Origin of the sequence: Veillonella montpellierensis DSM 17217, assembly GCF_000426745.1 — a bacterium.
In the GTDB taxonomy this organism is placed as follows: Bacteria; Bacillota; Negativicutes; order Veillonellales; family Veillonellaceae; genus Veillonella; species Veillonella montpellierensis.
This window is the reverse complement of sequence record NZ_AUFY01000014.1, coordinates 1-26,222: the sequence shown is the minus strand read 5'-3', so window position 1 is coordinate 26,222 and position 26,222 is coordinate 1. Positions and strand designations below refer to the sequence as shown.

The window sequence follows — 26,222 nt, the reverse complement described above, 5'->3', positions numbered from 1 at the left end:
CATGTATTTATAGTAAGTATAGGAGGTTGTCATGAAGAGATTAAAACACTTTTTAGTCTATGCTATGGCGGTTGTGATGGCATTAGCCTGTTTGGTAGCTGTCACTGGTTGTGGAACAGAAAAAAGTGGTAGTGCAGAAAAAACACTAACATTTGCTAGTTCCGATTACAAAACATTGAATGCGATTTTAAATACGCATGATGAATTACCATCATTAATTTTCTCAGGACTTATGAAACATGATGGAAAAGGTAATGCAGTATGTGACTTAGCATCGAAATATGAATTTGATGAAGCCACATTAACATACACATTCCATTTACGTGATAATGTAACTTGGCATGATGGAAAACCATTCACTGCGAAAGATGTAAAATTCACATTGGATCAATTACGCAATAATAAAGATCTAGAATCTGAAACAACAGATAGTTATAAAGATATTAAAGATGTAGTTGTAGTAGATGATCATACAGTTAAAATTGTATTGAGCAAACCAAATGCAGCTATGTTAGACAACTTGGCAATTGGTATCTTGCCAGAACATCTATTAGCTGGTAAAGATATTATGAATGATGGATTCAACCAAAATCCTGTAGGTACTGGTCGTTACAAATTTGTAAGCTGGGATAAAGGTCAATCCATTGTATTAACAAGAAACGATGCTTATTATGGTAAAAAACCTAATATCGAAAAAATTGTTTGCAAAATTATTCCAAATGAAAACGCTAAAGCAGCTCAGTTAAAATCTGGCGGCATTGATTTCGCTTTATTAAATGCTAAAGATGCAAAAGCATTCCGCGATAATAAAGACTTTACCGTATTTGATTTCAAAACAGCCGACTTCCGTGCTATCGGTGTTAGCTATAAAAACCCATTCTGGCAAAATCCAGATCATAAAGCATTATTGCCAGTGTTAGGGTACGCAATTGATAAACAAGCGATTGTAGACAGCGTACTTGAAGGTGAAGGTACACCTGCTTATAGTCCATTACAAATGAATAAAGAATATAACTTAGAATCTGTAGATAAACGCGAATATAATCCTGAATTATTCAAACAAAAAATGGCAGAATTAGGATGGACTCTTGGTTCTGATGGCATCTACGAAAAGAATGGCGAAAAATTATCCTTCTCTGTAGAAGCTCGTGATTTCGAAGTTGAACGTGTTGATATGGCTAAATTAGTATCTGCTCAATTCAAAAAATTGGGTGTAGATATGAAAGTTGACATTGTACCTAAATTTAAATGGAAAGAATTGCAATCCTTAGTAATTGGTCAAGCAGCTCCATTTGATCCAGACCAAGGTACATACGACTTCTTCGTAACAAAAGCAAGTGCTAACTACACTGCTTATAGCAACCCTGCTGTTGATGCAGCATTGGCTAAAGCTCGTGGCACATATGATGTTAATGTACGTAAAGAAGCTTACAATGAATTCCAAAAAGCTTGGAACGAAGATCCAGCTTTCATCATGTTAGCATACTTACATGGTAACTATGTAGGAACCAACAAAATTACTGGTCCAACAACAGATACAATACTTGGTCACCATGCAGCAGGTGTGTTCTGGAATATTGAAGACTGGGATATTAAATAATAGTATATAAATATGTGTGATTTATAGCATTTAGCGAGTGGCGGATATCAGCAATAGAGCTAGTCTTAAAATAGCTCATGTTGGTATCCGCACTCTATTATGGATATATGTGATAAGTGGCATAGATAGAGTGGAGTTAATCAATGGAAACGGTGTTAGATATACAATCATTATCGCTGACATTTCATACTGAACAAGGCGAAGTGCATGCTGTAAGAGATGTATCATTATCCTTACAGGCAGGTGAAATTATGGCGCTAGTTGGCGAATCGGGCTGTGGTAAATCCACATTGTGTCGATCGGTAGTTAAGTTATTGCCAGAATATGCGTCGATTACTAAAGGGGCTATTTATGTAAAAGGAAAGGATGTGGTACCATTTACTGATGCGCAAATGCGTGATATTAGAATGGTTGATGTGGGCATGGTATTCCAAAATCCTTTGAGTACATTAAATCCCGTTTTATCTGTAGGAAAGCAGATGAGAGAAGCGTTAGAACGCATGTATCCTACTGAGTCAGAAGAAGAACTTAATAAGCGAGCAGCAGATTTATTGGAATTAGTAGGTATTAGTAATGGGCAGGAACGGTTGCCTATGATGCCTAGTACTTTTTCTGGAGGACAACAACAGCGAATTACCTTAGCGATTGCATTAGCAACGAAACCATCTATTCTATTGGCTGATGAACCGACTACGGCACTTGATGTAACCGTACAATTACATTTATTAGATTTGTTAAAAAAATTAGCGAAAACAGAAAAGTTGGCTATTCTTTTAGTAACGCATGACCTAGGTGTGGCTGCACGTATTGCTGATCGCATTGGCATTATGTATGCAGGGCGCATTATAGAAACTGGTACAGTAGAAGATATTTTCTATCGCCCAGAGCATCCATATACATGGGGATTACTAGGGGCCTTACCATCGGTGGATCATAAACAAAATCGACTTGTGTCTATACCAGGCATGCCACCAGATTTATCATTGCCTATAGTAGGGGATGCGTTTGCTGATAGAAATGAGTATGCCTTAGGGATTGATTATAAAGAAGAACCGCCTATGTTCTCAGTTTCTGATACACATAAAGCGGCAACTTGGTTGTTAGATGAACGAGCACCAAAGATAGAAAAACCTTCTTATATCCCTACACTAGGAGAAACTGCAAAAACATCTGATGACCATACCGATACTGGTGTATCTGATGAGAAGAAAGTGGAAGTTACGTGGGACTGCAGTTGCGATGATCCGACGAAAGGTCCTTTGTTAGAAGTAGAACATATAACAAAAACATATCATTTGCTATCAGGTCGACAGGTCCAAGCTGTAGATGACGTTTCTTTTTTCGTTGAAAAAGATGAAATAGTAGGTATTATTGGTGAATCGGGTTGTGGTAAATCTACGCTAGCTCGTATGATTGCTGGTGTATTGCCATGGACGAGTGGCGATGTGTATTTTAATCACCATTCAGTATCGCCGAATGAACGAAGCCAAGAGTTGCGTCAAGATATCCATTTGATTTTCCAAGATTCCGACGGGGCATTAAATCCGCGGATGACCGTTGAAGAATGTTTGCGGGAAGGACTTTCATTAAGCAATCGCGATACCAATGAACACGATAGATTGTTAGATGAATTGTTAGCTGATGTAGGTTTAGAAGCGCGTCATAAAGATATGTATCCTGGCGAATTGTCAGGAGGTCAACGACAACGTGTGGCGATTGCACGGGCTTTAGCATGTGAGCCTAAATTGTTAATTGCCGATGAGCCAATTGCATCCTTAGATGTTTCTATTCAAGCACAAATTATTAATTTGTTGTTAGATTTACAGAAAAAACGCCATTTTTCCATGTTGTTCATCGCGCATGATTTATCTATCGTTCGCTATATTAGTGATCGCGTGATTGTTATGTATAATGGTCACATTGTGGAAAGTGGAACGGCAGATGAAGTATTTGACCATCCTGAACATGAATATACGAAAACTCTATTATCCTCTATTTTGACACCCTATTCAAATGATATACAGGCGGCTGTGTAATTGTATCGTTATACAAGCATAAGAAAAGGCTGTAATATAATGTATGTGTACATTGTATTACAGCCTTTTTAGTTATACGCGTTACTATGATGCTAGGAGTAATAGTATTGACCATATCGTTATTATGACATAGCTATTTTATATGAAAACGACCAAGGTTTGTCATCTTGTGAAGAGGGAAAGCCTTGGTCGTTTATTTATGTTTTACTGATGAATTTGTAGCGTTCAAAGTCGTATAGGGAAAGGGAGTCCTTAGGCACTTTTCAGTGATGCCAGGGACTAAGAAGATAGATGTTACGGCATCGTAGTAGCACTTTTATTGGCAGTATGGATAGAATTTAAAATGTTTAACAGTAGTGATGGCTATTCATCAACGTAGATGTATGTAGAGCATGATAGTACATTCATATACGTTGCTCAGTTTAAACGGATAGGCTCTAGTAAAAGTTACAGTATTACTAGCATGACGAGTTTTCTTTAGACTATGGATGAGAATAGTAGGGCTAAGGTATGTGATGATAGCAGTGTTTTGATTAGAGTGTTGTGATGCATTGTGATTTGTATAAAGATTTGTCCTTCTTGGAACACGTGGACGATTGCTGCGTGATGCATCGCGATTGGTATCAAAAATGTGATTATAGTATATGCATTTCTTGGGCTTTGTCAAAATCATTAGTAATGGCTGTAGATGGTGGTGTATCTAAGAGGCTGACGATATAAATTGCGATGGATGAGAAAATAAAACCAGGAACGATTTCATAGAGTCCAAATAATTCGAACTGTTTCCAAATCAATACGGTTACGCCACCTACGATGATGCCAGCAATACAACCTAGACGAGTCATGCGACGCCAAAATAATGAAATTAGAATACTAGGGCCAAAGGCGGCACCAAAACCTGCCCACGCATAGGCAACCATGGTTAAAATATAGCTATTAGGATTTAAGGCAAGGTATAAGGCGATAAGAGCGATGAGCAATACGCTAATACGACTTACTAGTAGTAACTCTCTTTCAGAGGCAGATTTGTGAATTAAATTGCGATATAAATCGTGAGAAATAGCAGACGATGTAACCAATAGTTGTGCCGAGGATGTACTCATGATAGCGGCTAAGACGGCGGATAAAATTAAACCACCTACGAAAGGAGAAAATAAATTTCTCGTCATTACGAGAAATACCGTTTCCGATTGGGCGCCACTAAGGGCGTGTGGTAAATAGACATGACCGACTAAACCGACTAGCACGGCTGCAGTGAGTGAAATGATGACCCAAGTCATAGCAATGTGGGTTGCTTTTTTTAATTCTTTAGCATCGGAAATGGCCATAAATCGTACTAGAATATGAGGTTGTCCAAAATAGCCTAGTCCCCAGGCCAAAGATGAAAGAATGGTGATACAGAGGGGAAGCGTATCAGTGTGAGGACCTAGTATACTAAGACCTTCGGGAAATTCGGTGGCAATGAGGTGGGCTGTATCAACGGGACCACCCATAGCGATAGTTGCAGTGATAGGCACTAACAGAATGGCAAAGAACATCATCATACCTTGGATAAAGTCGGTGCATGATACGGCTAGAAATCCGCCTAAGAATGTATAGAATACAACGACACCTGCAGTGATAAGTAGTGACGAGGTATAATCCAAGCCAAAAATAGTGGTAAATAATTTGCCCCCCGCTACAAATCCAGAGGAAGTATAGATTAAGAAAAATATTAAAATGAATAAAGCTGACACGATGGGAAGTATATTCGACGTATCATGAAATCGATTTTTAAAATAATCAGGCATGGTTAGACTGTTGTTAGCAGCTTCTGTATGATTGCGCAATCGCTTTGATACAAAGGCCCAGTTAAGCCATGTGCCTCCGGCTAGACCTAAGGCAATCCAGATACCAGATAATCCTGTAGCATAGGCAAAGCCTGGTAAGCCCATGAGCATCCATCCACTCATGTCGGACGCTTCTGCACTCATAGAAGTGATCCAGGGACCTAGTTGGCGACCACCAAGAATATAATCGCCCAACCCTTGGGAGCGCCGATAATAGAACACGCCAATCCCCATCATTAGGCCTAAATAGATGGCAAAGGCTATAATCACTAATATATTGTTATCCATAAAATATAGAACCCTCCTTATACAACGTATTCTTATATTTTACCATAAATGGAATAAATACTAATACTGAATTATGAAAAATAATATTCCCTGCCGCAATTATTTTGTTTTATGATACAATATAATTATTGTAGGACATAGGTGCACTCCTACGTTTGATACGGTTTGCCATCATCTTTGTGGATGGATAGGTTAGATAGAAAGGTTGGTCATGCATGCGACAAGAGGCGATACAAATATTGAAAACCTACTTTGGCTATCCTTCGTTTCGAGCGGCGCAAGAAGCACCAGTTACGTCATTGTTAGAAGGACAAGATTGCCTGGCCATTATGCCCACCGGTGCAGGCAAGTCTATTTGCTTTCAAGTACCAGCAATGGTTAAAGAAGGATTAACACTCGTCTTTTCGCCACTTATATCATTGATGCAAGATCAGGTGGATGGCTTGCGGGAACAGCAAGTGCCAGCAGCATTTATTAATAGCACTTTAACACGGGAAGCGTTTAATCGCTGTATGTATGATATACGCAGAGGTCATACTAAGCTTGTGTACTTGGCGCCAGAGCGTTTAGGATCGGATACCTTCTGTCAGATTTTGCGTACCTTACCGATTTCTCAAGTAATTGTGGATGAAGCACATTGTGTATCGCAGTGGGGACATGACTTTCGTCCCGCTTACCGAGCGATTGGTGCTTTTTTAAAGACCTTAGCACAAAGGCCTGTGGTGGGGGCTTTCACAGCGACGGCCACAAAAGAAGTAGAAATGGATATTAAGACCTCTTTGGGGCTAGAAACAGCGAATGTGTATGTCACTGGTTTTGATCGGCCTAATTTATCCTTTCACGTGGTGCATACAAATCAGCGGATGAACTATATTCTTGACTATGTGACATGCCATGACCAAGAATCAGGTATCATTTATTGTTCTACCCGCAAGGATGTGGAACAGGTGTATGAAAGTTTGGTAAAGCAAGGCATATCTGCAGGGTATTATCATGGTGGCCTATCGGATGAAGTGCGCAAGGAACAACAGGATAAGTATGCGTATGAAAAAATTCAAGTCATGGTGGCGACGAATGCATTTGGCATGGGCATTGATAAAAGTAACGTGCGATATGTGTTACATTACCAAATGCCACGCAACATGGAAAGTTATTATCAAGAGGCTGGCCGTGCAGGACGAGATGGAGCACCAGCAGAATGCGTGTTGTTGTATAGTGGCCGTGATGTAATGATTCATCGGTATTTGATTGATCAGTCAATTCAAGATACACAGAGACAGCATATTGAGTTGAAGCGCTTGCAAGCTATGATTGATTATTGTTTTTCTAGTACTTGTTTGCGGAAATACATGTTGCAATACTTTGGGGAACAAGTGGTTTGGAATCGCTGTGATAATTGCAGTAGTTGTAGGTCTAAGCATGGTACGAAAAATTTAACCACTGAGGCGAAAGCAATCTTTCATGCCATCGTGGCTACGGAAGAACGCTTTGGGGCGACGATGATTGCGAATATTGTGTGTGGTGTTAGAAACGATCGGATTAGGCGTGCAGGATTTGATCGATTGCCCGCTTTTGGCACGTTACGAACCATGGATAGTAAAGATGTTTTGGCGCTGATTAGACAGTTTATAGCATCAGGGTATATTCGTAGTTCTGTAGGGAAATATCCTATTTTAAGTGTAACGGCGGCGGCAGAAGACGTGCTATGTGGTCATAGAGAAGTTGAAGAAGTACAACAACAAGTTACGGCACCGTTGCAGGGTAAAAACGGTAGAATGAGTAGCATTTACTACGGACAGAAAAAGCGATCCAGTGCGGGATTGTTTGAACATCTTCGTAGATTTCGGCAACAGTTGGCACAACAGGCAGGTATACCACCGTATTTAATTTTTCCCGATACGGTACTCATTGATGTAACGGCTAAAAAGCCGACCACCTTAGCAGAATTTTTTGCCATTAAAGGTGTAGGAGAGGCTAAATTAAAAAAATATGGTACCCTATTTTTGCAAGCGATTAGTGAATATACGAATAAACAATCGTAGAGTCAGTGCGTGTGAGTAGTAAGTTGGATTTTTTAGAGGTATAGGCTAATCAATAGCGAACTATATGAACATAGAGATGACAAATAGTAGTGATTGAGCGAGAACAGTTCATTGCCCAAGGAAAACTTGCTCTATACGATCGTAATGGAATAGAAAAGGAGATATCCTTTTGTTATAATAGATATCTAACAAATTAAATAAGACTTTTTATGGGGGATCCATATAATAGGTTTGTCGCTTGTATGCTGACTAGAGCGTTACGTAGAGCAAGGTTTGTAGTTACTAGAAAGGAGCATAGGTAATCCATGTAGGATTACCTAACACATGACCATGAGTATAGCAGATCAACAATATTTAGATATAATAGACCGTATTTTGACCAATGGTGTGCATGGTGATAATCGTACGGGAATCGGGGCGTATAAATTACCCCATCAAATTATGCAATTCGATTTGAGTCAGGAATTTCCTATTTTAACGACTAAATTTGTTGCTTTTAAAACAGCGGTGAAAGAATTGTTATGGATTTGGCAAAAACAGAGTAATGACGTACGCCTCTTGCAAAATATGGGCGTTAAAGTTTGGAATGAATGGATGCGAGAAGATGGAACGATTGGTAAGGCCTATGGTTACCAAATTGCTAAATACAAACAACTAGACCATTTATTAGACATGATACAACATGATCCTACTAGTCGACGTATGATTGTCACATTATGGAATATTGATGATTTATCTGATATGGCTTTGCAACCTTGTGCATATGAAACATTGTGGGATGTGGGAGAAGGAAAATTAAACTGTATGCTCATACAACGCAGTGGTGATATGGGACTTGGGGTTCCGTTTAATACAGCACAATATGCGGCACTGGTACACATGATTGCTCAAGTTACTGGGTTACAGCCAGGCTTATTTACGCATGTTATTAATAATGCTCATATTTATGATAATCATGTGGACGTATTAGAAGAACAATTAAAGCGGCGTGATAAAGCATTGCCAGCACCTTCTATTTGGGTAAATCCAGACATTCATAATTTTTATGATTTTACGGCTGACGATATTCGGTTAGAAGGGTATGAACATTTAGGTAAGCTATCGATGGAGGTTGCTGTATAGATGATTAATATAATTGTAGCCATGGCTAAGCATCATGTCATTGGCAAGGATAATGCACTGATTTGGCATTTACCCAATGATTTACAGTTTTTTAAAAAAATGACTACCAATCATGTTATTATCATGGGCCGTAATACATTTGAAAGCTTGCCTTTTCTATTACCGCATCGTGAACATTGGGTGCTTACGAAACAAAATGGGATCATCGTTGACCATGAGAAGGTCCGTATCTTTCACTCTGTAGAAGACGTGATAGAAGCAGCACGTAAACTAGATACAGATGTGTACATTATTGGGGGCGCTATGATTTATCAGGCGTGTATGCCCTATGCGGATCGACTCTATATAACAGAAATTGATCATGAATTTGAAGGAGATGCCTATTTTCCAGCTATCGATACGGACATTTTTGAAAAAGTGTCGACTACGGAAGGTATCGTTGATGAAAAAAATATCTATCCTCATACATTTGTCACCTATGAAAGAAAGGCTCGTTAATTATGTGTGAAACCATGTTTACTATCATTGCAAAAGAGTTGCAAGTGACAAAAAAACAAGTAGAAGCCGCCATAGAATTAATGGATGCTGGCAATACAGTACCTTTTATTGCTCGTTATCGAAAAGAGGTAACGGGAGAATTAACGGATGAACAGTTACGCATCATTGAAACGCGTAGTAGCTATTTGCGAAATGTAGAAACCAGACGCCGTGAAATTATTAATTCGATTACCGAACAAGGTAAGATGACCGATGTGTTGTTGGCGCTTATAGAAAAAGCGGTGAAATTACAAGAATTGGAAGATTTATATTTGCCGTATAAGCAAAAGAAACGAACACGGGCATCCATAGCGCGCGAACGAGGGTTAGAGCCATTGGCGGCGTTGATGTTAGATGATTCGGTGATAACGGGTGACCCATTGGTATTGGCGAAAGAGTATCTATCCGAAGCGGTGTTGACTGAAGAAGAAGCCTTGCAAGGAGCTAGCGACATTGTGGCGGAAACTATCAGTGATAGAGCTGATTTTCGTGCATATTTACGAAAACGGATGTGGCAGGAAGGTCATATTGTATCATCATTGACAAAAGATGAAACGAACCAAGAACGATTTTTGCAATATGCAGACTATACGGAACCGATTCATCATATACCGTCACATCGCATTTTAGCTATGAATCGGGGCGAAAAATTAGGCGCTTTAAAAATTACTATCACTGTGCCAGACGATATATATATTACGTATATGATTGAACAAGTGACGAAGAATGAACAATCGATTTTCTTTCCTTATAAGCGACTTGCCGTTGAAGATGCGTACAAACGGTTGGTGTTTCCTGCATTAGAACGAGAAATTCGTCACGATTTGACCACGAATGCCGACGAGCAAGCGATTAAAGTGTTTGCCGTTAATTTGAAAAATTTATTGTTGCAACCACCATTGTCGGGTCATGTCATCATGGGGCTTGATCCTGGCTATCGGACAGGTTGTAAAATGGCAATTATTGATACACAAGGAAATGTGCTCGATTATGGTGCATACTATGTAACCCATTCTGAACGGCAACGGATGGAGGCACAAAAGAAATTAGCTCACTTAATAAAAAAATATCAAGTCACTCTAGTATCGATTGGTAATGGAACGGCCTCCTATGAAACGGAACAGTTTGTTTCTACTATGATTGAAGAGGAACAGTTAGATTGTCATTATATCATTACGAATGAAGCGGGCGCGTCTGTGTATTCTGCTTCGAAATTAGCACAACAAGAAATGCCTGATTTAGACGTGACTATACGCGGCGCTGTATCATTGGCTCGGCGCGTGCAAGACCCTTTGGCAGAATCGGTTAAAATTGACCCTAAGTCGATTGGGGTAGGACAATATCAGCATGATGTGAATCAAAAACAACTTTCTCATACATTAGATCAAGTGGTAGAAACAGTAGTTAATCATGTGGGGGTAGAACTAAATACCGCTTCGCCGGCGATTTTGCAACATGTGGCAGGTATTAGTGGAACGGTAGCCAATAATATTGTTGCCTATCGCCAAGAACATGGTACATTTACCAGTCGTAAAGAATTATTAAAGGTGGCACGATTAGGGCCTGCAGCATTTACACAATGTGCAGGATTTTTACGCATACAATCAGCAACGAATGCATTAGATGCTACATCGGTGCATCCAGAGTCGTATGCCTTAGCAGAGCGAATCGTAGACGAATTGGGATTTACTGTAGAGGATTTGCACGACAAAGAAGCGTTACAAAACCTACAAATTCGTCTACCTTTAGTTGATGTAGAACAGATGGCTCACACATTGAATGCTGGCGTGCCTACTGTGCGCGATATTCTAGAGGCATTGGCAAAACCAGGCCGTGATCCACGAGAAGATTTACCTGCTCCATTAACGAGAAAACATGTGATGAGCTTAGAGGAAGTACAAGTAGGGACGGTTGTAACAGGGACCGTTCATAATGTCGTTGATTTTGGTGCATTCATTGACTTTGGTATCAAAATAAATGGACTCTTACATCGCAGTGAATTTTGTAAACGCCAACAACATCCATCAGATGTATTAGCGGTAGGGGATATTGTGGAAGCGGTTATTATATCGGTGGATGTAAAACGCAATCGTATAGGATTGTCGATGCGCGAATTAGAAGCGGCTAAGAAAAAGGCATAAATGGCGTTAGTGAACCTACTATTTTGATAGACGGATAGCAGCATATATACTAGTTCTAGCAAGGATGCGCAAAAAAATATGTATGGTCATAGGGAAATTTATAGTTTTATGATATAATGTATAAACGTGCTTTATTTTGGCACTAGAGGAGGAAATAACTATTATATGTTAGAAAAATTTAAAGAATTACAAATTAGTGAGCCTATGTTACGAGCTCTCAATGATATGGGATTTGAAGAACCTACACCGATTCAGGAGGAAGCAATTCCAGTTGCCATGAGTGGTGCTGATATGATTGGTCAAGCACAAACGGGTACTGGTAAAACGGCGGCCTTTGGATTACCCATTTTACATAGAGTGGATGAAACAGCGCGAGAAGTGCAGGCATTAATTTTATCCCCTACTCGTGAATTAGCGATTCAAGTAGCAGAAGAGATCAATAAAATGGCACAGTATACACAAATACAAGCATTGCCAATTTATGGGGGGCAGGATATTAATCGTCAATTCAGAGGATTAAAAAAACGCCCTCAAATTATTGTAGCTACGCCGGGCCGCTTGATGGATCACATGGATCGGGGATCGATTAAATTTGATCACGTGAAAGCAGTCGTATTAGATGAAGCGGATGAAATGCTTAACATGGGATTTGTGGATGATATCAATAAAATTTTAGGATCCGTTCCGAAAGATCATCAAACTTTATTGTTCTCTGCCACTATGCCGAAAGCCATTCAAACATTAGCAGAAACCTATTTGACGGAACCAACACTGGTTAAAATGAAATCCACGCAAGTAACGATGGATTTAATTGAACAGTATTATATCGAAGTACAGGATCGCCAAAAATTTGACGTACTATGTCGTCTTTTTGATATGCAAGCGCCTGATTTAGCCATTGTGTTTACACGTACAAAACGTCGCGTTGATGAAGTTACGGAAGGACTTAAAAAACGTGGCTACATGGCAGAAGGAATTCATGGCGATTTGTCGCAACAAAAACGAGATACCGTCATTCGTCAATTCCGAGAAGGAACCATTGATATTTTGATTGCCACCGATGTAGCGGCTCGCGGTCTTGATATTAGTGGGGTTACGCATGTATATAACTATGATTTGCCACAAGACCCTGAAAGTTATGTGCATCGTGTAGGTCGTACCGGTCGTGCTGGCAAAGCTGGTATTGCTAGTACCTTTGTGATTCCTCGTGAAATGGAACATTTGCGTGCTATTGAACGCTTAACAAAACGCAAAATTGCTCGTCGCCGTGCGCCTTCACTAGGCGAAGTATTAGAAGGACAGCAGAAATTAGCGATTCAAAGCTTAATTTCTCTAGCCGATGAAAATGAAGTGTTGGCACCATTCAGAGCAAGTGCAGAAGAACTGTTAAATGATATTGATTCTGTAAGTTTAGTAGCGGCGGCCATCAAACTACTTACAAAAGAACCAGATCAAACACCAGTGTCGATTACAGAAGAAGCTCCACTCCGTGTGCGTAGAAGTCGTCGCCGTGATGGAGATCGTCGACGCGATAGCCGTTCTCGTGATCGTCGCCGTGATAGTGGAGATCGTCGAGATCGCCGCCATGGAGATCGCCGTAATCATGATAGAAATCGCAGTGGAGAACGACGTGATTATAGAGACCGTGACCGCCAAGGAGAACGTAAACAGAGTACATTTAAACCATACTTTAAAAATTAACACATCAGTGTGAATGCTTAGCTAGATTGGTGATGAACCATGATGAATGCACATGATTCGATGCCTGCCGTAATGTATTAATTGTGGTGGTCGAGTGATGTGCATTTCTTATTGTCATACTAGTAGTATAGGGAGTTTACTCATGATCAATCGTTGACATGGAATGACTTATTTTTATTTGTATTGCATGATGAATACGTCAGTGATATAATAAATAATAATTATTGATTGATAATGTTAGGTTCCTAAGAAGAGAAATGTATGTATTCTAAGTGGAAGAAAGGATGTATTATGGATATTGCTCAAGTTCTACGAGGAAAGGGTTTTAAAGTAACACCGCAGCGGATAGCCATTTATCAAACATTAATAGAGAGTAAAAACCACCCTACCGCTGAAATGATTTACCAAAGTTTGCGCGTTGCCCATCCTACTATGAGTTTGGCTACGGTCTATAAAACTATGGAAATTTTTGAAAAAATTGGACTTGTTAAAGTATTAGATGTAGGCGATGATTGTAGTCGTTATGATTGGGATACGAATAACCATCCTCATATTCGCTGCACTGTATGCAATAAGGTAGAAGACTTAGAGGGGATTAATATGCATGAAGTGTCAGAGATGGTAGAAACAACGAGTGAATATACGGTAACGGGACAACAAATATCATTTGAAGGTGTTTGCCCTATGTGCCTTAAGAAGAGTAGTCACTAAATGGAGCGTACTTTTTAGTAACTTTAGTTGCTCTCTTCTATGATAATTAATAGACAGATTGATAAGCGTTTTATGGATGTATGGCGTCATCCATAAGACGCTTATTTATTCTTTTACAGGCTATAACGATAGAGTGTTTTTTACACTAACCATGTTGTTACTGTGATTTGTCGCAAATATATGGTACAACCATATATACCAAGGTAGAATTTTGGTACAATAGAATCAGAAATGTTCTTATCGCTATGAGTTTTATAGTAGTAAGGTATAGTGGCACATCATATCGTACTATACATACTAGGGGCGATAAGAAAAAGTACATCATACAGTACATCGTATTTAGTAGGATACAAATAAAAGGAGTCAATATGTTTACAATCGGTTGTCACTTATCAATTAGCAAAGGGTATTTGCATATGGCCCAAGAGGCTACATCCATCGGGGCTAATACATTTCAATATTTTACACGTAACCCTCGTGGTGGCAAGGCGCGCGCTTTCGACGAAGCAGATATGAAAGCGTTGGTGGCGTATATGAAAGAACACGACTTTGGGAAAATACTCGGTCATGCTCCGTACACGATGAATGCCTGTGCTAAGGATGAAGGATTGCGTAATTTTGCATTAACCTCTATGCGAGAAGATTTAGAACGGTTAGAATACGTGCCACATCAGCTATATAACTTTCATCCAGGCAGTCATGTTAAACAAGGCGTAGATATCGGCATTGAGTATATTGTAGATATGTTAAATAATGTATTATTTCCAGGTATGAAGACAACGGTTCTATTAGAAGTGATGGCGGGAAAAGGAACGGAAATTGGATCGACCTTTGAAGAAATTGCCCGCATTATTGATGGGGTCGCTTTGAAAGACTATATTGGCGTATGCGTTGATACATGTCATATTCATGAAGGTGGATATGATGTGATTGATGATTTTGATGGCGTTTTGGATCAGTTTGATAGATTGATAGGCTTGGAGCGATTGCAAGCCATACATCTGAATGATTCTAAGAATCCAAGAGGGGCTCATAAGGATCGGCATGAAAAAATTGGGGAAGGACATATTGGATTAGAGGCGATTAGCCACATCATTACCCATCCTAGATTACAAGGCGTTCCATTCTATTTGGAAACACCGAATGAATTGAGCGGTTATGCAGAAGAGATTGCTTTGTTACGCCGTATCTATGAAGACGTATATGGAAAGTAATTGATAGGTATACATAGTATGTAAAGCTTATGGTAGAACATTTAAAATCTAGTAGTAGATAGGATGAAAACATAGGAAGGAAAAGAAGTGTTACTATGCGCATATTACACACAGCCGATTGGCATTTAGGACGCATTTTTTATGCCCATCATTTAACGGATGACCAGGCCTATGTGTTAGAACATCAATTCTTTCAGATTATAAAAGAAGAAAAGATTGATGTGGTGATCATTGCAGGCGATGTGTTTGATCGCTCGGTACCTCCCGTAGAAGCGGTACAACTGTGGGATTTAGTCATCACTAAATTAGCCGTTGAATATAGGGTACCTACTATTGTGATTGCAGGAAACCATGATGGGGTAGAGCGTTTGGAAGTGGGGCGTCATGTACTAGCATCTATGGGATTACACATTGTAGGATCACCAGAAGAGAAGGGGAAACCTATCGTTATATCGGATGCGTGGGGAGATATATCTTTTTGCCCTATGCCCTATGTGGAACCGGCTGTAATACGCGATGTGTTGAGTAGAGAAAACAGTGCAGCGTGCACTATGGACTATAACGAGTTATATGCATTGTGGATTCAAAACTATTTGCAAGCGATTCCCGCATCACAAAGACGCGTGGCGATTGCCCATGCCTTTGTAACAGGTGGTGTTCTTGGTGGTTCTGAAAGAACGTTAGCTGTGGGTGGCACAGAAAATATTAACAATCACCTCTTTGACGCCTACCAGTATACGGCACTAGGCCATTTGCACGGACCGCAGACCGTTGGTAGTCATCGTATCCGTTATAGCGGGTCTTTATTAAAATATTCCTTTGATGAATATCAACAAGAGAAAAGTTTTTCTATTATTGATATGGATGAGCATGGAGAAGTTACTGTATCACTGATTCCCATTGAACCTAAACATGATGTGGTCGTGGTAGAAGGTTATTTAGATGCAATTTTACAAGATAGAGCGCTACATGCGCAGCATGAGAATGATTATTTGTTGGTGCAATTACTGAATGAAGCCCCTGTTATTGATGGCATGGCACGGCTTCGTAACGTGTTGCCTCATGTGATGGCGATGGAATTAACGGGGCGTATGGCAAAAGATGAGGCCGTTGACACTGATACTATCTATGGAAAACTTGATGAACGACAACTGTTTGCACAATTTGCAGAAACCGTTTGGAAAGAGCCGTTAACTAGAGAACAAGAAATCTATATAAATCAAATATGGGACTTGATTGTTAAGGAGGAACGTTCATGAAACCGATACGACTGGTCATACAAGCCTTTGGACCGTATAAAGATAGAGTTGAACTAGATTTTTCCTCCTTAGAGGACCATACTTTATTTTTAATAACTGGACCAACGGGGGCAGGAAAAACTTCAATTTTAGATGCTATGGTATATGCCTTGTATGGGCAAACGAGTGGCTCTCTACGTGACGGCGCCGACATGCGAAGCGACTTTTCGGATATAGATACGGCCACGTATGTATCGTTTACTTTTTCTATAGGGCAGACGAAGTATAAAATAGATCGAAGTCCTAAGCAAATGGTAAAAAGGAAACGCGGTCCTGGATTGAAAGAACAAAGTGCCAGTGCTAGTTTATATAGGTGGAAAGAAAATGAACATGACTGGCATATGATTACCTCTAGTAGTCAAGTATTAAAAGAACGGGTGCAAGAAATTATCGGATTTCGCGCAGATCAGTTTTTACAAGTTGTTCTATTACCACAAGGCGAATTTCGTAAATTGCTAGTAGCGTCTACGACTGAACGAGAAGAGTTGCTTCACAATTTATTTAAAACGGAAATTTACACCCGATTACAACATGTGTTGAAAGAACGATTTGATGCGGCCTATGAAGAGGCTAGTGAATTGGTACATGAAGAAGAACGACTCTTACAACAAGAAGGTGTGGGAACACTGGGTGAGTTAGAAACGCATGTTACGAATTATAAAAATAGTGAAACAAGTTTGTTACAAACGTTGAAGCAAGCCGATGCATTATTACAAAAGGCAACTTGTAACCGCACTAGTTGGATGGAGTATACAAAAATTCAAAAAGAGTTAGAAGGCTATGAAGAAATGCATCAGAAATTGATGCGTGAAGAGAACACGATAGAGGCTCTTAAAAATAAATTACGTGTACTGACGCAATTAAAACCGATTATAGAGGTGATGGAACGCACTTTAGAAGAGGAAAAACAATGCGAGGCGTGGAAAGAACGAAAGCGACAATTATTTGATGAAAAAGAAGAATTGAAGATCATAGAAAAAGACGTGTTGACCCGTGAACAGGCTTGGCAAGAACAGCAATCAGCATGTCAAAAGGCAACGTTACGGTTGGGGCAATTACAAGATAAAGATAGTGGCGTAGCACATCTAAAACGATTAGAAACACTTGTAGAAGAGAAAGAAAACGAACGAATTGCAGTAGAAAAAAAGCTTTCAAAGAAAAAAGAATTACAAGTGGCTGTGACAGAAACCATCGAGAAAGAACAAGCTGCATTAGATAAGGTGGATGCGTGGTTATTGGCACATAGAGATGATGCTAAGTTGTGGGAACAAGAAAAACAGCGACATCATAGGCTTACAGAATTGATACAGTGGAAAAAAGAGAAAGAAAAAGCAATAGCGGAATATAATATTGTAACGCATGAGTTATCCGCCATGGAAGAAACACTGCTACAAACAAAGCATGAAGCAGCACTTTTACAGCAAGCATTTCAATTGGCGCAAGCCTACCAATTATCGACGACACTAGCGGAAGGTGAGCCTTGTATGGTGTGTGGTGCCGTGCATCATCCACGATTGGCAGTGAAACCAGAGGCAACACCTACAAAAGTAGAAGTGGATAAGGCATATACAGATGTACAAACGTTGCAAGCACGCATATGTACAGAACGGGCGAAATGTGAGGCCCTAGGGCGACGACAACAAGATGTTGAGAGGCAGATAGAATCTTGCTTAGAGGATTTAGACATATCTTCTGTTGCTATAGCAGATGAATCCTTGCGCAGTTGTGAAGCGATGCTAGATACGCTAGCTAGGAGTAATGAAGAGTGGAAAGTGCAAGAAGCACAACGCGACTTGTATAGGAAAGAGCGGGAGGCACATGGGCAAGAGAAAGACGCGTATCAAGTGGCAATACATCAATGCTTGATAGACATAGAACGACTAGCCACACAAGTGACTACTATGCAAAAAGAGTTGGAAGAACGGTATCAGCAATTAGGGTTGACTGGTGATGATGCCTATGAAACTATTGTGGATGAATTGAAAAGAACAATCGACGCTCATGAACGAGAAGGTGTAGCTATTAGGAAAGAACAAGAGCGTATCATTTCATCTATGACTAAAAATGATACGGAGCAAGCAACGATTGATGAACAAGTCAGGGCTATATCAGAAACCATAGAAGACCATAAGAAAACCTATTTAGAAGCGTTGAAACATCTTGGTATTTCTGAAGAAGCGATTGTTCTTTATAGGTCGGAAATGGAGTTGGTATCATCGTGGCAAGAGACAATTCAGACCTATGAAAAAAGTGCTCATGAGAATCAAGCATTAATCCATAGTGCTAAGGAGCGATTAACCCGTGTAGAACTTCCAGAAACAATGATAGACGATGATGTATATAAGGCGTTACAAGAAGAACGAGATGCGGCCTATGGAGCTATTACTACGCATCGCATTGAGTGCGAACGGTTAGAAAAAGTGGTTCATGAACTACAGACCTTACAAGCGTCACATCATCTTCAAACAGAACAATTAGCATTTATTACACGATTACATGAATTGGCCAACGGAGGTGTGTCTGGTTTGCGTGGCGTCACCTTTGAACGCTATGTGTTAGGAGCTATTTTAGATGAAGTGATGTATGCGGCCAATGAACGGCTTCGTAACGTCAGTCGTGGTCGCTATGAGTTACAACGTGACACGTCTATAGGTGGTCGTGGCGGTCGAGGCCTTGATTTAGTCGTTCTCGATACATATACAGGCATGCCACGTCCTGCTAATACGCTATCGGGCGGTGAAATGTTTTTGGCCTCCTTATCCTTGGCCTTGGGCTTAGCTGATGTGATTCAAAGTTACGCAGGGGGCATACATATGGATACTATGTTTATTGATGAAGGCTTTGGGACGCTTGATGCGGAAACGTTGGAAATTGCTTTGGATACATTAGTTTCTTTGCAAGCCAGTGGTCGTTTGATCGGCGTCATTTCTCATGTGGCAGAATTGAAAGAACGCATCCCAGCTCACTTGATCATCACTCGATTAGCACAAGGCAGTACGGCTCAATTTCGAGTTAGTTAGTAATACAGCCGTTGTTATAGGAACAGCGACCCTAGTTCATCGTATTGATTCAGACGTATAAATGTGATACGATACTATCACTAATCATTGAAAAGAGAGGAACTAGCATGAAGATTTCTTTTGCACATAATAATATTAATGTAAAAAATTTAGAATCCAGTGTAGACTTTTATAAAAAGGCCCTACACTTAGAAGAAGTGCGACGCCTTGAAGCACAAGATGGATCGTTTATATTGGTATATTTAAAAAGTCCCTATACGGCCCATGAGTTGGAATTAACTTGGCTCAGAGATCGCACCACACCGTATAATTTAGGAGACAATGAGTTTCATTTGGCGTTCACCGTAGATGATTTTGACGAGTTGCATGCCCTACATGAAACGATGGGCATCATCGTCTATGAAAATAAAGAGATGGGGATTTATTTTATAGCGGATCCCGATGGATATTGGACTGAGATTTTACCGGGAGATAGATACTAATGGCAGAACATATGCTGACTCGCCTAGAATGGATGGTGGGAACAGAGGGTATTGATCGATTGCGTCGAGCCTCAGTAGCATTATTTGGCTGTGGTGGTGTAGGGGGATTTGCCTTAGAAGCCTTGGTGCGATCGGGAATAGGACGCATTGTGGTGATTGATGGCGATGGAGTAACGGCAAGTAATGTGAATCGACAAATTATAGCCACCTCACAAACCATTGGCCGAAGAAAAACTGATTTGGCGAAAGAACGAGCTTTAGCGATTAATCCAGATGTAATTATTGAAGTTCATGATATAATATATACAGCACATGAATATCCTGATTTTATTGAAACCTTACAGGTCGATTATGTGATCGATGCCATTGATATGGTTTCGTCTAAGATTCATATCGTAGAAACGTGTCAACGATTGGGTGTTCCTGTTATCTCTTGCATGGGAGGAGGCAATCGGCTTCATCCAGAACAACTAGAAATAACAGATATTAGTAAGACCTATATGTGTCCATTAGCGAAGGTGATGCGCAAAGAATTAAGAAAACGAGGCATCACGAAGCAAACAGTTTTATTTTCCACAGAACCACCGATTAAGCCTGTATACCGTGAAGAGGGGACAAAAAGTCCAGCGTCGTGTGCGTTTGTGCCATCGGTGGCAGGGCTAATGCTAGCAGGATATGTGGTTCGAGAATTTTTGGAGGTACCAGACCATGAAAAAAGCAATTATTCATATGGCTAAGGGTGATATTACTATTGAATTATTTGATAAGGAAGCACCGAATACAGTAGCCAATTTTACAAAATTAATCAAAGAAGGGTTTTATGATGGACTAACATTTCATCGTGTTATTCCTGGATTCGTTGCACAAGGCGGTTGCCCTAATGGCAATGGCACAGGGGGACCAGGCTATACAATTGATGATGAATTAATTGGCAATCCTCATAAACATGAACGAGGTGCACTATCTATGGCTCATAGAGGTCCTAATACAGGTGGTAGCCAGTTCTTTATCGTGTATGAACCACAACCACATTTAGATGGAGTACATACTGTTTTTGGCAAGGTAGTCGATGGGATGGATATTGTCGATGCCATTCGCCAAGGCGAACATATGGAACATGTAGAAGTAGTAGAAGACTGATTGTCGTAGAAAGGCGTGTGTACACATGCCTCTCTGTATAGGAAAGGCCATACATGATAGATATAACATTACAACACTTGGCATGGTTAGAAATCGTAGATGACGATAGAATTTCCTATGGTTATAATCAAGAATGGTTTAATGATGAATGGCGACGACTAGCAGGTTGCGGACCAACAGTGGCGACTATGATGGTGAGTTATATGGCTCTGAAAGAAGGACGGTTGCCGATAGAAACAGCGTCTAATAAAATGCAGGCCTTAGGGCGCATGAATGAAGTTTGGGACTATGTTACACCTCGGTTTGGAGGAGGCTTATATAAAGCGAGCTGGCTAGCAAGTGGCGTAAAGCGGTATATGGAGGATCATCAGTTACCAAATCAGACCGAGATGATAAGTATATCGCCATTTCTTTCCCGACGCCCTAGTGTTGATGTAGTACAAGAGTTTATCAGTCATGCTTTAGTGAGTGACGTACCAGTAGCATTTTTGAATCGCCATAAAGGACGGGAATCATCGCTATGGACATGGCATTGGGTGTTACTAGTAGGTATAGGCGAAGTGGACGGCGATATACGGTGCCATATTTTTGATGAAGGAGAACAACGTGAATTTTCTTTGTCGAATTGGTTGCAAGATACCCTATTAGGTGGCGGCTTTGTATATGCGTATTGATTATGAAAGTAAGGAGAAACGTATGTCTGAATGGATTACAGAGGAACAAACACCTCATTTACGGTTAAGTGCAGAAATTGATAAAGTATTATATTCTGGTAACTCTGAATTTCAAAAAATTGAAGTAGTACATTCGAAAGAGTATGGAAATATGCTGGCTTTGGATGGCGTATTTCAAACATCGGAACGAGAAGAATATTTTTATCATGAAATCATTGCCCATGTACCACTATTTTTACACCCTAATCCTAAACGGGTATTGATTATTGGCGGCGGAGATGGCGGTGTAGCCAAAGAATGTGTGCGTCATAGCTGCGTTGAAGAAGTAACGATGGTAGAGATTGATGGTAAGGTTGTTGAATTGGCAAAACAATATTTACCTACTATATCCCGTGCTATGAAGGAACAACATCCTAAATTGACAGTGACTATAGGTGACGGCATCGCATTTATGGCGAAAGCAGAAAACTATTATGATGTCATCATTGTTGATTGCTCGGATCCGATTGGGCCAGGCAAAGGATTATTTACGGAAGAGTTTTATGCTAATACAATGAAAGCATTAAAAGAGGATGGCCTATTTGTGCAACAAACAGAATCTCCATTTTTACATCAATCTTTAGTGGCAGATGTGTTCTCGTATGTGGGCAGACATTTCCCAATTACGCGGTTATTCATGTCGTATATTCCTATTTATCCATCAGGTATGCATTGCTTTACGATGGGGTCTAAAACCTATGATCCATTAGTATGGAAACCGAATCGCCCATTAGACATGGACATGCAGTATTACAACTACGATATTCAAAAGGCCGTATTTGCGTTACCTAATTTCGTGAAAAAATATTTGAAAATATAGTAAAAAATAGTGTTGACAGTTAGGTTGAATCAGAGTATAATTTTTATTGTTGCTAAACATTGAGCTTAGCAATAAACCTACTAGGTGGTGGGTATGGTGAAGCGGTTAACACGGCGGATTGTGGCTCCGTTACGCGTGGGTTCGATCCCCACTACTCACCCCAATACCTAACGTGTAGGCAATCATTGTAGGGGTGTCGCCAAGTGGTAAGGCAACGGACTTTGACTCCGTTATGCGCTGGTTCGATCCCAGCCACCCCTGCCACATACGGTTCACTAGCTCAGTTGGCAGAGCACCTGACTTTTAATCAGGGTGTCCCGAGTTCGAATCTCGGGTGAGCCACCAAATATAAGCGATGGAAGTAATTTCATCGCTTTTTTCGTATATCTAGATTGTGGCGGTTTTAATCTGCAACTTACACATCATCTTGTATGGCATGATTTGTATAGTATGATGCTCCTTTTAATAATTCATGGGATTAAATTTGCAACATGTTTTGTCCTATAACCCAGGGATTGGATGTATAGCGCGTTTGGTCTTATACCTTCTCTTAGGGGACAGAAGAAGATGAATTTTTCTATTATAGATATAAGAGATTTTTAATTTTACCTAAAAATATGCTATGATGAGTACAGGGTTTCATTGCAAATCTTTTCAATGATATAAAAGTTAATTGAATAACGGTTAACTTTGCAATTTGATAGAGGAGTATAGTTATGAATTCTGAAATTGCATTTTGCGCATCAATTGTTATATTTATACTGACGTATGCACTCATTGTTTGGGATAAATACCCACGAATGATTGTGTCATTAGGCGGCGCAATTATTATGATTGGTTGCGGATTTATCTCTCAATCTACGGCTATCAAAGAAGCAATCGACTTTAATACACTGGGATTACTAGTGGGCATGATGTTGATTATTGCGATTACTAGTAAGTCTGGTTTATTTCAGGCAGGCGCCTTGTGGGCAGCTCACGTTACAAAAGGAAGTCCTTCTAAGCTTTTGTTTTTGCTGTCAGTTATTACTGCAGTAGGGTCAGCTTTATTTGATTGCGTAACAGCGGTGTTATTGATTGCTCCTGTTACGTTGACTTTGGCAGACCGATTAAAAGTGAATGCGTTTCCATTTTTAATGACTGAAATTTTGGTGTCCAATATTGGCGGTACCGCGTTGCTTGTTGGTAATCCTCCTAATGTTATGATAGGTAGTGCTACAGGACTTACGTTTAACGATTTTTTCTTTGCCTTAGCGCCCGTCTGTACAGTGATTGTCTTGGTGGTTATTCCTATTCTTATTTTCTTGTATAGAAAAGATTTACAACCACATCCAGAAACTAAGGCGGCTATCATGAAAATATCCTATAAAGATGCTATTGAAGATGGGACATTACTAAAAAAATCTTTATTTGTCTTAGCCCTTACCATCGGTGGATTTGTGTTACATCATGTGTTAGGATTAGAAACTGCAACCATTGCTATGGGCGGCGCCGTTTTACTCATGGTAATTGCTGATATTAAACCTCGTGAAGTACTGCATTTGGTAGAGTGGCCGACAATCTTCTTCTTTCTAGGATTATTTGTCGTAGTTGGCGGTTTGGAACAAACTGGAGTTATGGCCTATTTAGCTGAAAAAGTAATTGCTGTTACTGGTGGTGATTTAGAACAGACCGTTTTCTTAGTATTGTGGCTCTCGGCGATTGCGTCAGCGTTTGTTGATAATATTCCTTTCGTGGCAACTATGATTCCTATGTTACAGGAAATGGGGCATATGACAGGTATGCCGATGGAATCTGTTTGGTGGGCCTTGGCCATGGGGGCTTGTTTTGGCGGTAACGGCACTATGATTGGGGCGACACCAAATTTGGTAGTAGCTAATATTGGTTCCTTACATGGATTGCGATTTACCTTTATTGAATATATAAAATTAGGCTTCCCACTAATGATTCTTAGCGTATTGATGGCGCATATCTATTTATACTTAGTATATTTTGCCTTTTAATGCGTAAGATATCATATTAGAATGATTGAAAGTTGATGACATGATAGAATCTAACGATTGTATCATGTCATTTTTTATACCTTACGACTATGCATAGTAGTGGATGCGCACATGAGATATTTGTTGTGAAAGTTATGTATTAGCTTACATGATACGCTAAGAATGTAGCAACATGGATCTATAACAATATAGAAAAATAGGTCTTTACCATGTAGATGTGATGTTATAGGCGTGTAATAAGATGATAGTATAAAAATGTAGAAAATGATGGTAAGTAATGTGTTATTTTAGTGGCGTTGCCTATACTATAACGTGTCATACTAGAAAGTAATGAGCATAGCAATGGACATAATTGCTATATTGCGTGGGCGTTGAAACAGTTCTCCCAACCTTAAATGAAGCTGGCGTTACTGCTATATATTGTGTGGGCATTGAAACGGTAGAATTTGTAAATCTTTTCACTTCACTATTTGTTTTCTATCGTGTGAATGTTGCGATAAGTTAGCTGCCTATATATTTGTAGCCCGCCTATTTCATATCTGCGTAGGTGTTAAAGTAAAGTGTTACTGCCATCGATAGTAAATAGCCGTATCATCATACATGTACATCGATTTTGATGAGCACTATCTTTTGCATGATGGAGAAGAACTGATAGTAGTAATCGACTACTTTACTACATGCATGAGATGAGTATAGAAAAGATTTTTGAAAGTAGAGAATTGCATACAGGGAAGAACATTATTTTAATACGATACGTTACGATGTAAGAGAGAAATTGCATAGAACATAAGAAATATTAATAAAACGAAGAAAGAAAAAATATGTAGCAATCGTATATAGTGTAAGGGGAAATACACATTGTACATGCGTATACTGGTAGGTATCCACTAGAAATAATGATGTTCGAATTTTATTGCTCCATGCAGACTATATAAGTTAGAATTTGAAGGCTCGTGAAATCAGTTGATATAGTATGATGGAACACTCATATATACTATATATAGATGTAGAAAAAAAAGAATGAAAAAGGGAAAGAAAAAATGGCAAATTTTTGTTGACATAGAGGTAGTGAAACTGTATAATTTAAAAAGTCTTTAGAGGAAATATTTTAAAGACGGTAGCAAGTAATTGAGAGATTAGATTTGTTATTTTTTTAAATAAAAATCATTGACAAACAACTAACAATCGATTATAATAAACAAAGTCATCAGAAAATGATGGTTATACAGATTTTTGAAAACTGAACAATATAAGGTAAACATTACTTAGTAATGTACATATGCCAGAGTGCGGGTTTCGTAAGAAACCAACCAAAAAATTCAAGTTACGTAAGTAACAAAAACAAATGAGCTAGCAAATAGCTTCAAGATATCTTGGAGAGTTTGATCCTGGCTCAGGACGAACGCTGGCGGCGTGCTTAACACATGCAAGTCGAACGAAGAGACATGGGAGCTTGCTCCTATGAATCTTAGTGGCGAACGGGTGAGTAACGCGTAATCAACCTGCCCTACAATGGGGGACAACA

Annotated in this window: 18 protein-coding genes, 3 tRNA genes and 1 rRNA gene; 21 read left to right on the top strand and 1 reads right to left on the bottom strand. The window is 39.7% G+C overall.

What is annotated here, in order from left to right; genetic code table 11:
• Nucleotides 1-31 precede the first annotated feature (31 nt).
• Nucleotides 32-1,600 (top strand): ABC transporter substrate-binding protein, encoded by a 1,569-nt coding sequence (locus K357_RS0105250; RefSeq protein WP_028257779.1) that lies wholly within the window; start codon nucleotides 32-34, stop codon nucleotides 1,598-1,600.
• A gap of 143 nt (nucleotides 1,601-1,743) precedes the next feature.
• Nucleotides 1,744-3,636, top strand: coding sequence for a dipeptide ABC transporter ATP-binding protein (locus K357_RS08870; protein WP_051212130.1), 1,893 nt, complete (start codon nucleotides 1,744-1,746; stop codon nucleotides 3,634-3,636).
• Between the two features lie 635 nt (nucleotides 3,637-4,271).
• Here K357_RS08870 and putP read toward each other — a convergent pair.
• Nucleotides 4,272-5,753, bottom strand: coding sequence for a sodium/proline symporter PutP (gene putP / locus K357_RS0105240; RefSeq protein WP_028257778.1), 1,482 nt, complete (start codon nucleotides 5,751-5,753; stop codon nucleotides 4,272-4,274).
• Nucleotides 5,754-5,968: 215 nt separating this feature from the next.
• Between putP and recQ the strand changes: the two genes are divergently transcribed.
• The 19 genes from recQ to K357_RS0105145 all read left to right on the top strand — a co-directional run.
• A complete protein-coding gene (gene recQ / locus K357_RS0105235; protein WP_028257777.1) occupies nucleotides 5,969-7,795 on the top strand; it encodes a DNA helicase RecQ in 1,827 nt (608 codons plus the stop codon).
• Between the two features lie 330 nt (nucleotides 7,796-8,125).
• Nucleotides 8,126-8,917, top strand: a complete 792-nt coding sequence (locus K357_RS0105230; protein ID WP_028257776.1) for a thymidylate synthase — start codon at nucleotides 8,126-8,128, stop codon at nucleotides 8,915-8,917.
• Nucleotides 8,918-9,415 (top strand): dihydrofolate reductase, encoded by a 498-nt coding sequence (locus K357_RS0105225; RefSeq protein ID WP_028257775.1) that lies wholly within the window; start codon nucleotides 8,918-8,920, stop codon nucleotides 9,413-9,415.
• Between the two features lie 14 nt (nucleotides 9,416-9,429).
• Nucleotides 9,430-11,595, top strand: a complete 2,166-nt coding sequence (locus tag K357_RS0105220; protein WP_028257774.1) for a Tex family protein — start codon at nucleotides 9,430-9,432, stop codon at nucleotides 11,593-11,595.
• Nucleotides 11,596-11,760: 165 nt separating this feature from the next.
• Entirely contained in the window at nucleotides 11,761-13,296 is a 1,536-nt protein-coding gene (gene cshA, locus K357_RS0105215; protein WP_028257773.1) for a degradosome RNA helicase CshA, read from the top strand.
• A gap of 261 nt (nucleotides 13,297-13,557) precedes the next feature.
• Entirely contained in the window at nucleotides 13,558-14,007 is a 450-nt protein-coding gene (locus K357_RS0105210) for a Fur family transcriptional regulator (RefSeq protein WP_244869380.1), read from the top strand.
• Between the two features lie 368 nt (nucleotides 14,008-14,375).
• Nucleotides 14,376-15,221, top strand: coding sequence for a deoxyribonuclease IV (locus K357_RS0105205; RefSeq protein ID WP_028257771.1), 846 nt, complete (start codon nucleotides 14,376-14,378; stop codon nucleotides 15,219-15,221).
• Nucleotides 15,222-15,316: 95 nt separating this feature from the next.
• On the top strand, nucleotides 15,317-16,480 hold the full coding sequence (locus tag K357_RS0105200; RefSeq protein WP_028257770.1) for an exonuclease SbcCD subunit D: 1,164 nt from the start codon (nucleotides 15,317-15,319) through the stop codon (nucleotides 16,478-16,480).
• Entirely contained in the window at nucleotides 16,477-19,539 is a 3,063-nt protein-coding gene (locus tag K357_RS0105195; RefSeq protein WP_028257769.1) for an AAA family ATPase, read from the top strand. Before K357_RS0105200 ends, K357_RS0105195 begins: the two co-directional genes overlap by 4 nt.
• A 107-nt stretch (nucleotides 19,540-19,646) precedes the next feature.
• Nucleotides 19,647-20,021, top strand: coding sequence for a VOC family protein (locus K357_RS0105190; RefSeq protein WP_028257768.1), 375 nt, complete (start codon nucleotides 19,647-19,649; stop codon nucleotides 20,019-20,021).
• Nucleotides 20,021-20,758, top strand: a complete 738-nt coding sequence (locus tag K357_RS0105185) for a tRNA threonylcarbamoyladenosine dehydratase (RefSeq protein ID WP_038113651.1) — start codon at nucleotides 20,021-20,023, stop codon at nucleotides 20,756-20,758. The genes K357_RS0105190 and K357_RS0105185 overlap by 1 nt, the downstream gene beginning before the upstream one ends.
• On the top strand, nucleotides 20,730-21,161 hold the full coding sequence (locus tag K357_RS0105180) for a peptidylprolyl isomerase (protein ID WP_028257766.1): 432 nt from the start codon (nucleotides 20,730-20,732) through the stop codon (nucleotides 21,159-21,161). Before K357_RS0105185 ends, K357_RS0105180 begins: the two co-directional genes overlap by 29 nt.
• Nucleotides 21,162-21,214: 53 nt before the next feature.
• Complete coding sequence (locus K357_RS0105175; protein WP_028257765.1) at nucleotides 21,215-21,835, top strand: hypothetical protein; 621 nt, start codon at nucleotides 21,215-21,217, stop codon at nucleotides 21,833-21,835.
• 22 nt (nucleotides 21,836-21,857) lie between these two features.
• Nucleotides 21,858-22,694 carry a polyamine aminopropyltransferase gene (speE, locus tag K357_RS0105170; protein ID WP_028257764.1) on the top strand — a complete coding sequence of 279 codons (837 nt, stop codon included), beginning with the start codon at nucleotides 21,858-21,860 and terminating at the stop codon, nucleotides 22,692-22,694.
• 87 nt (nucleotides 22,695-22,781) lie between these two features.
• A tRNA-His gene (locus K357_RS0105165) sits at nucleotides 22,782-22,857 on the top strand.
• Nucleotides 22,858-22,883: 26 nt separating this feature from the next.
• Nucleotides 22,884-22,958: transfer RNA gene (locus tag K357_RS0105160), tRNA-Gln, on the top strand.
• Nucleotides 22,959-22,963: 5 nt separating this feature from the next.
• Nucleotides 22,964-23,039: transfer RNA gene (locus K357_RS0105155), tRNA-Lys, on the top strand.
• Between the two features lie 371 nt (nucleotides 23,040-23,410).
• Complete coding sequence (locus K357_RS0105150; protein WP_038113648.1) at nucleotides 23,411-24,697, top strand: ArsB/NhaD family transporter; 1,287 nt, start codon at nucleotides 23,411-23,413, stop codon at nucleotides 24,695-24,697.
• 1,370 nt (nucleotides 24,698-26,067) lie between these two features.
• Nucleotides 26,068-26,222 (top strand): 16S ribosomal RNA (locus tag K357_RS0105145); the annotation flags it as partial.